Below are 8,110 nucleotides of genomic sequence, written 5' to 3' on the forward strand. Positions count from 1 at the left end.
ATACCCTTCATTTCGCCGGTTTCACCAGATCTTCCAGCTTATATCCGGAGGCGCTCAGCTGGGCCCGGAATTCATCGTAGAAGGAATCATCGACCGGCTGCAGACCCTCGATCTGGTAGACGGTCTGCAGCGCCTTCTTGCCTTCCTCCGACTGGGCGATCTCCAGCAGCGCCTGCCGGATCTTCGCTTTCAAATCCGGAGGGAGATCTTTCACCACGCTCACGTTATCATTGGGGATTTTCGCGGTGGTTGTCAGGACGACCACTTTCTGTTTCACATCCGGGAGGTCTTTCTCCACGGCGCTCCGTGCATCCACATAAGTGGCCCCTGCATCGCAGTCTCCGTTGTAAACCGCCTTCACCACATTGGGGTGGGAGCCCGCGTTCACGGTCTTGGCGAAATCCTTATCCGGGTCCACCCCGTTCGCCTTCAGCAGGATACGGGGCATCAGGTAACCGGAAGTGGAGAGGGGATCGACCCAGCACATGGTCTTGCCCTTGAGATCGGCGATGCTCCGGATGCCGGAGTTCGCGCGCACGATGATCTGGCCCGTGTAGTAAGTCTGCTTGAAGCGCACGGTGGCCAGGATCACCTCCACGCCGTATTTCTCATGGGCCAGGAGGTAGCTGAGGGTGTTGAGCCAGCCGATCTGGGCCTGGCCGGCCCCCATCGCTTCCACCGCGGCGGCGAAACTGCTGGCCAGTTTGATGGTCACTTTCATATTCAGTTTCTTTCCCAGCAGCTGAGCGAGCTGCTCCCCGCCCCGCTTGATCTCTTCGGACTCTCCGGAGGGCACGAAGACCATGACCAGCGGGTTCTGTTCGCTTCCCAATGGGGGCTTTTGGGGGGCGCAGGCTCCCAGCGCAAGGCTGAAGACGATCGTCCCGATCACGAGGAACAAACCGACACGTTTCATGGAGAGCCTCCTCCCGAGCTTGAGGTTCCATGAACTTTCACGCCCATCTTAGGGGGATCCTGAGGTGGTGTCAAGTGTTCTGGCGGATTCAGGCCAGGCTTCCCGGTGCTCTCCGGTCTTACCCTGTTCGGCCGGGATCCGGGAGCGGGGATAGCCCTCCCTTCGCTCCGCTTCGATGACCGGTCTGCCTTTCCAAATTTCTCCCCTTCGGAAAGCCTGTGGCGCCCCTCCTGAGGTTTCAGCAAAACCCTGAGAGCACCCCTGGTGGCTGAGCGCCCATTTGCGTTAAGATGGTTTCTAAGAGGAGGGCGGTGATCTGGAAAAGAGATGGAGGCCTGAATGCGATTTCGAGATCGGAAAGATGCGGGACAGCGGCTGGCGGAGGCGCTGCGAGATCTGGAGCCGGAGGCTCGGGCGGGGCAGGTAGTGGTGATGGGGATCCCCCGGGGGGGCGTGGTGGTGGCCTATGAGGTGGCCCGCGCCCTTCAGGCGCCCCTGGATGTGGTCCTCTCCCATAAGCTGGGCGCCCCCGGGAACCCGGAGCTGGCCATTGGCGCCGTGGCGGAGGACGGAACCCTCTGGGTGGATCCTCTGGCGATCGCGGAGCTGGAGGTCCCGCCGGCTTACATTGAGGAAGAAGTCCGCCGTCAACAGGAGGAGCTCCGGCGGCGGGCTGCCCTCTTCCGTGGCGCTCGGCCGCCGATCCCGGTGGAGGGCCGGACGGTGGTGGTGGTCGATGATGGGATTGCGACGGGCGCGACGATGCGGGTCAGCTTGCGCTCTCTGCGGAACCGGGGGGCCAGGCGCCTGATTGTGGCCGCTCCGGTGGCCCCGCCGGAGATGCTCCCTCGGGTGCAAGCCGAGGCGGACGCGGTGGTTGTGCTTTACACTCCGGCGCTGTTCTGGGCCGTCGGCGCTTTCTATGAGCAATTCGACCAGGTGCCGGATGAAGAGGTGGTGGCCCTCCTGGAAGAAGCGATCGCCTGGGGACGGAAATAATTCGACGGCGACTCCCGGGCCTTACAGGCCAGCCCGCTTTCCAGCCCAGGCATTCCACCGCTGGTTTTCCCCATCGGCAGCAGCCGGGGCGGCTCGCCCGGCCCCCAGACCTTTTGGAGGGAACAAGCCCGGCCATGGAACGCACGAAACCTTCTCTCCAAGAGTTCGTTCAAAAGCTTCGGGAGCGGCTGGCCCGGCCGCTTCCTGGAGCTCCTGCCCAGTGGGAGATGGCCCCTCCGTATCGACGGGCATGGGCGGAGCATCTGAGCGAGGAGCTATCGCGGGCCCGCGCGGCGGCCGTGCTGATCCTGCTCTACCCGAATGGTCTGGATCTGTCCTTCCCGCTTACCCGGCGGACCTTCCATGTGGCTTATCACAAGGGCCAGATTTCCCTCCCCGGGGGAGCATGTGAGCCGGGAGAATCTCCGGCGGAGGCCGCTCTTCGAGAGACCGAGGAGGAGCTGGGCCCCCTGGAAGATCCGGTGGAGCTTCTGGGTTCCCTCACACCCCTTTTTGTTCCCCCCAGCGGCTTCATGGTGCATCCGGTGATCGGCTATCTCCCCAGGCGCCCCATGTTTCGTCCCGCTCCGGTCGAGGTGGCAGAAGTGCTGGAGGCCACTCTCTCCTGGCTTCTGGATCCCCGTCATCAGGGGGAGGAGGAGCGGGAAGTCGATGGGGTGCGCTGGCGGATCCCGGTATTTCGTCTGGGGGATCACACGATCTGGGGGGCCACCGCGATGATCCTGGCCGAATTCCGGGCCATCGTGCGCGAAGTCCTGGCTTCCACAACGTGAGGATAGAATATTCGCCACCGGGCTCCCATTCCGGCAGGAGCTTTCAGGAAGAGGCTGATTGCATCCTCCCTGGGAGGCTTCCACGTCCAAAGCTCCCATGAGAAAATCAATGAAATTCATGCGGCCGGATCGGAATCCGGCCGTGAGGAACAGGGAAAATCATCCGGGAGCTGGGGCCGTTTTTGGCGATCTTCCATTTCCCGCGGAGATAAAACCGGGAGAACGGTGCATGACTGCTGCTTCCAGGAGGAGGGATCCCATGACCTGGCTTATTATCCACGGGACCATTTGCACCATGGAGGATCCGCCCCGGGTGATTGAGGACGGGGCGGTTGCGATCGAGGGGGATCGTGTGGGGATGATCGGGACTACGGCCGAGGTACGAGCGCGCTACCCGGATGCGGAGGCCCTGGATGCCCGGGGGCAGTTGATCCTTCCGGGGAGCATCTGCGCCCACACGCATTTCTATGGGGCCTTCGCGCGAGGGATGCCGCTTCACGATGAGCCCCCATCGAATTTCCCTCAGATCCTCCGCCGGCTCTGGTGGCGCCTGGATCGGGCTCTGGATGAGAAAGCGGTTCGCCTTTCCGCCCTGGTTGGTCTGATCGATGCGATCCGTCACGGCACCACCACGCTGATCGATCATCACGCCAGCCCCTCCTGCATCGATGGCTCTCTGGACATCATCGCGGAGGCGGTGATGGAGGCCGGCCTGCGGGCTTGCCTCTGCTATGAGGTGTCCGATCGCAACGGCCCGGAAGGGGCGAGAGCGGGGATCCGGGAGAACGTCCGTTTCCTCCGGCGGGTTCGGGAATGGCGGGCCACCGGGGATCCGCGGGGCGTCTTCCTGGCGGCCTCCTTCGGACTTCACGCCGCCTTCACCGTCGGCCCCCAGACCATGGAGCAGGCGGTTGCGGAAGCCCGGGCGCTGGGGACTGGTTTCCACATTCATGTAGCCGAGGATGCGGCGGACGAGGGGCACAGCCTGACGGTCTATGGGGTGCGAACGGTGGAACGCCTTGCCCGCGAGGGTGTGCTGGGCCCGCAGACGCTATGCGCGCACTGCGTGCATGTCGACGCCGCGGAGATCGATCTGCTGGCCCGCACGGAGAGCAAAGTCAGCCATCAGCCCCGCTCGAACATGAACAACGCGGTAGGGGTGGCGCCGGTGGGAGCGATGCGGAAGGCGGGGGTGACGGTCGGATTGGGAAACGATGGGTTCTCCAATAATATGTTTGCGGAGATGAAGACCGCTTACCTGGTCCATAAAGTTCACGCCCGCGACCCCCGGGCCATGGGGGCGGAGGAAGTCGTGGCCATGGCATACCGGGAGAACGCCCGCATTGCCTCCCTCTTCTGGCCTCATCCCGTAGGGGTTCTGGCCCCGGGTGCCTACGCGGATATCATCCTCCTGGACTACCGGCCTTACACGCCTTTCACAAAGGAGAATCTGCCCTGGCATCTGATCTTTGGTGTGGATGGCTCGCATGTGACCACGACCATTTGCGGGGGGCGGATTCTGATGAAAGATCGGCAGCTGCTGACGCTCGATGAGGAACGGATCGCCGCGGAGGCCCGCGCCCATGCGCCCCGGGTCTGGGAGCGCTTTCGGGAGATCGTGGAGTCGGAGCGAGGCCTCTGAAGGCTCAGGAACAGGAGGATCGAAGGAAGAGCGGCTTCTCTGGATCATCAACCTGTAGAGGTGAAAGGATCCGATGCGGATTCGGGTGCGTGTTCCAGCGACCACGGCGAACCTGGGCCCGGGTTTCGATGGGATGGGGCTGGCGCTGGGCCTCTATAACGAGATCGAGGCCGAGCCGGCCTCCACCCTGGAGGTCATCGTGGAAGGGGAGGGCGCGGATCTCCTTCCCCGCGATGGGACGAATCGGGTGGTGCGCGCGGCGGCGGCGCTGTTCGAGCGGATGGGATCCGCGCTGCCGTCGATGCGTCTGCGCTGCCGCAACCGGATCCCCCTCATGTCCGGCCTTGGATCCAGCGCGGCGGCCGTGGTGGGCGGGCTGGCCCTGGCTCAGGCCTGGATGGGGCGATCCGATCCGCCGGAGGTCCTGCTGGAGATGGCGGCCATGCTGGAGGGTCACCCGGATAACGTGGCGCCGGCGCTGTTGGGAGGGCTGGTGCTGGTTGCGCGGGATGAGGATGGCCTGATCGCGGCCCGCGTTCCCATCCCCCCCATGCGGGTGGCGCTGGCTCTCCCGGGGGTTACCGTATCCACCGAGATGGCCCGTCGCCTGCTTCCCGCTCACCTGCCTTTAGCCGATGTGGTATACCAGATCGGCCATGTAGCGCTCCTCGTCCACGCCTTTCGGGAAGGCGATTGGGGGTTGCTGGGCCGAGCGATGCGGGATCGGCTGCACGAGCCCTACCGGGCGCAGCTGATCCCGGGTTATGAGCGGGCGGTAGCGGCTGCGCGGGCCGCGGGAGCGGCGGCGGTGTGCATCAGCGGGTCGGGCCCCGCCCTCGCCGCGTTCGCTCCGGAGGGCCATGAGGCGATCGCCGCAGCGATGGCGGCCGCGTTTGCCGAGGCCGGCGTCCCGGCGCGCACCTGGGTGGTGGAGGTCGATTTTGATGGGGTTCAGGTGGAGGTCGAACCGGGGGCATAGCGGATCGAACTCTGCTTTACGGCAACGGGGAGGGGGAGGGCAGGGCCGGGCGCTGAAAGTTTTCATATACCCCATAAGCTCAACCGGAGGGAAAAGCGATGGGATTCCTCAGACGGCTGTGGGGAGCGTTCAAGAACATCGCCATTCTGTTCTCCTTCACCGTAAACCTGATCCTGGTCATCGTGCTGGCCCTGCTCTATTTGCAGCTGTCCTCCCTGAAGTCCACGGTGAACCAGACGGTGGCGCGCCTGGAGGAGATCGCGCAGGATCTTGGAAGCACCCACATCTCCACCACCATCCCCATCCGGCAATCGGTCCCTGTGGCCTTTGAACTTCCGGTTCAACAGGATACGGTGGTGGTGACGCTGGCCCCGGTGCCCATCACCACCGCGGCGACGTTCCAGCTGCCCGGGGGCGGGGGCACGATCAACGGGACGGTCTTTATCAACCTGCCTCCGGGCACCCGTCTTCCGGTGCGGCTGAACATGACGGTTCCGGTTCGCACGCAAATCGGGGTGAGCTTCGATCAACCGGTGGACATCGCCCTGGGCGCTTCAGGGCTGGACCCGGTGGTGGGGAAGCTGCTCCTGCTCCTGAAGGATCTCAAGGCACTGCTGGATATGATCCCAGGACCATAGGGGCGGGTGAGGGGTGTGTCGGGGCTGATGGCCGGCCTTGGGGTGTCGAATGAATTCGACCTCAAAGGGCCTTCGGCCAGTGGCCGGCCTTCGCTGGCCAGAAAGCATCTTCGCGTCGGCGGAGGCCGACGCGAGGCGCGAAGCGCCTATGAAGGCCGATTGAAATCGGCGCAAAAGGCAAGAAAGGCCTTTCGCGTCGGCGGAGGCCGATGGATGGCGCGGAACGTCTGTTAAGGTTGATTTCCCATCGAGCGATACAAGCCCATATCCTTCATAAATTCAGGGTCCAGTGGGATGCGGTTGCGCACACATATCGTCATGGGAGGGGTGATCGGCTTCTGGATCGGCGGACCGCTGGGAGGCGTGCTGGGGGCCTTCTCCGGCGCGATCCCGGATGTGGATCTGGATGTGGGCTCCGTGGCGCGAGGGGCACGGGGGCTGGGGGCGCTGGCCCTCGTCGGGGGCGCGCTGGGGGGGTATCTGCTGCGATCTCCATGGATGGTTGGGATCGGCCTGGGAAGTGGTTTCCTGTTGTGGATGCTGATCCGCCTCCCCCATCGCGGGCCCACGCACTCTCTTGCTCTGGCAGTCCTCTGGAGCCTTCTGGGCGCGCTGCTCTGGAAGGAACCCAGGCTGGCCGGGGCATGGGCTGCGGGATATCTCTCCCATCTGTTGCTGGATGCGCTCACCCCCCAGGGGATCCCCTGGCTGTGGCCGCTCTCGACTGGTCGCCTGCGCCTGGCGCGCTGGCGGACCGGATCGTTGTGGGATCATGGGATCCTGTGGCTCAGTGGGATCGCCGGGTTGGGGCTCCTGGGCTGGCGTCTGCTGAGCGGATGATAGGGGGAAATGGCGTGAAGGCGACGAGCTCCCCTCCGATCTGCGATTACGAGGCGACCGACTACGAGGCCTTCTGGCGGGCGGGCCGCACCTATGAGGATCTGGCGGAGCGGATCGCGCTGCGGGCGCTGTTGCCGCCGTGGGGCCATCGGCTGGTGGAGATCGGCGCGGGCTTTGGACGGCTGGCCGATTTATACGGCGGCTACGAGGAGGTGTATCTCCTGGATTACGCGCGGACGCAGGTGGAAGCTGCCCGGCGGCGCTGGGGACACGACCCGCGGTTCCGCTTCGTGGTGGGCGATCTATACCGCCTGCCCTTCATGCCCGGCTCCTTCGATACTGTTGTGATGGTCCGGGTGATCCATCACGTCCAGGATGTGCCCCGCGCGCTCGGGGGGATCCACGAAATCCTGCGGCCGGGAGGCGTGTTCGTCCTGGAGTTCGCCAGTAAGCGTCACCTGAAGGCCATCCTCCGTTACGCCCTGGGCGCTCAGTCCTGGTCGCCCTTCTCGCCGGAGCCCGTGGAGTTCGCCCCGCTCCATTTCGATTTCCATCCTGCCTGGATGCGCGCCCGGCTGGAAGAGGCGGGCTTCCGGATCCGGCGGGAACGGGCGGTGTCGCATTTCCGGCATCCGTGGCTGAAGCGTTTGATCCCTGCCCCCTGGCTGGCCCGAATGGACGGCTGGGTGCAGGGGATCGGCGCTCTCTGGAAGCTGACGCCCAGCATCTTCGTTCAGGCGGAGGCGGGGCCTGGAGAGCATCTGACCGGAGATGGGCTCTGGCGCTGCCCCCTCTGCCGGCTCCCGGCCCACGAGGAGGAAACAGCGGTAGTCTGCCCGGCGGGCCATCGCTGGCCCCGGGAGGGTTCGCTTTATGTCATGCGCCCGATGGGAGCATGAGGATTGACAGCAGTTGCCCATTTTATTAGCATTTATTGCCCGTTCTGACGACTGACTGCAACCGTGAAACTCTCCGCGCGGAACCGCGCCAGGCGAGGGCTGGAGGCGATGGGATGCGGGGGATGCAGGCGTTTCGCTTCGAGCGGGATCCCAATGTGGCGCAGCGGGTGGCCCTGGCCAAACACGGGGGAACCGCCCGTTTTGCCTACAATTGGGGTCTGTCCCGCTGCCTGGAGGCGCTGGAGCAAGGCCTGCCCCTTCCCTCCGCCGCCCAGCTCCACCAGGCGTGGAACATCTGGAAGCGAGAGAACGCCCCCGGGTGGGTGGAGGTGTCCAAGTGCGCCCCTCAGGAGGCCTTCCGGGATCTGGAGCGGGCTTTTCGCAACGGGCGGCAGGGCCGGGC

The 8,110-nt window shown here is 64.8% G+C and carries 9 protein-coding genes; 8 read left to right on the forward strand and 1 reads right to left on the reverse strand.

Going from position 1 to position 8,110, the window contains the following annotated elements:
- Window positions 1-7: 7 nt before the first annotated feature.
- Window positions 8-916, reverse strand: coding sequence for a phosphate/phosphite/phosphonate ABC transporter substrate-binding protein (locus tag VAE54_RS08410; RefSeq protein WP_322801508.1), 909 nt, complete (start codon window positions 914-916; stop codon window positions 8-10).
- Between the two features lie 339 nt (window positions 917-1,255).
- On the opposite strand from VAE54_RS08410, the gene VAE54_RS08415 reads away from it, so the two are divergent.
- The 8 genes from VAE54_RS08415 to VAE54_RS08450 all read left to right on the forward strand — a co-directional run.
- Complete coding sequence (locus VAE54_RS08415) at window positions 1,256-1,915, forward strand: phosphoribosyltransferase (RefSeq protein WP_322801509.1); 660 nt, start codon at window positions 1,256-1,258, stop codon at window positions 1,913-1,915.
- Window positions 1,916-2,049: 134 nt separating this feature from the next.
- Entirely contained in the window at window positions 2,050-2,709 is a 660-nt protein-coding gene (locus tag VAE54_RS08420) for a CoA pyrophosphatase (RefSeq protein ID WP_322801510.1), read from the forward strand.
- Between the two features lie 259 nt (window positions 2,710-2,968).
- Complete coding sequence (gene ssnA / locus VAE54_RS08425; RefSeq protein ID WP_322801511.1) at window positions 2,969-4,351, forward strand: putative aminohydrolase SsnA; 1,383 nt, start codon at window positions 2,969-2,971, stop codon at window positions 4,349-4,351.
- 73 nt (window positions 4,352-4,424) lie between these two features.
- Window positions 4,425-5,330 (forward strand): homoserine kinase, encoded by a 906-nt coding sequence (thrB, locus tag VAE54_RS08430; RefSeq protein ID WP_322801512.1) that lies wholly within the window; start codon window positions 4,425-4,427, stop codon window positions 5,328-5,330.
- Between the two features lie 98 nt (window positions 5,331-5,428).
- Entirely contained in the window at window positions 5,429-5,968 is a 540-nt protein-coding gene (locus tag VAE54_RS08435) for a hypothetical protein (RefSeq protein ID WP_322801513.1), read from the forward strand.
- 294 nt (window positions 5,969-6,262) lie between these two features.
- Window positions 6,263-6,808 carry a metal-dependent hydrolase gene (locus tag VAE54_RS08440; protein WP_322801514.1) on the forward strand — a complete coding sequence of 182 codons (546 nt, stop codon included), beginning with the start codon at window positions 6,263-6,265 and terminating at the stop codon, window positions 6,806-6,808.
- A gap of 14 nt (window positions 6,809-6,822) precedes the next feature.
- Window positions 6,823-7,707 (forward strand): class I SAM-dependent methyltransferase, encoded by an 885-nt coding sequence (locus VAE54_RS08445; RefSeq protein WP_322801515.1) that lies wholly within the window; start codon window positions 6,823-6,825, stop codon window positions 7,705-7,707.
- Window positions 7,708-7,820: 113 nt separating this feature from the next.
- Window positions 7,821-8,110: helix-turn-helix domain-containing protein (locus tag VAE54_RS08450; protein ID WP_322801516.1), on the forward strand; the 290-nt coding region annotated here is incomplete at its 3' end.

The organism is Thermoflexus sp., from assembly GCF_034432235.1.
Classification (GTDB): domain Bacteria; phylum Chloroflexota; class Anaerolineae; order Thermoflexales; family Thermoflexaceae; genus Thermoflexus.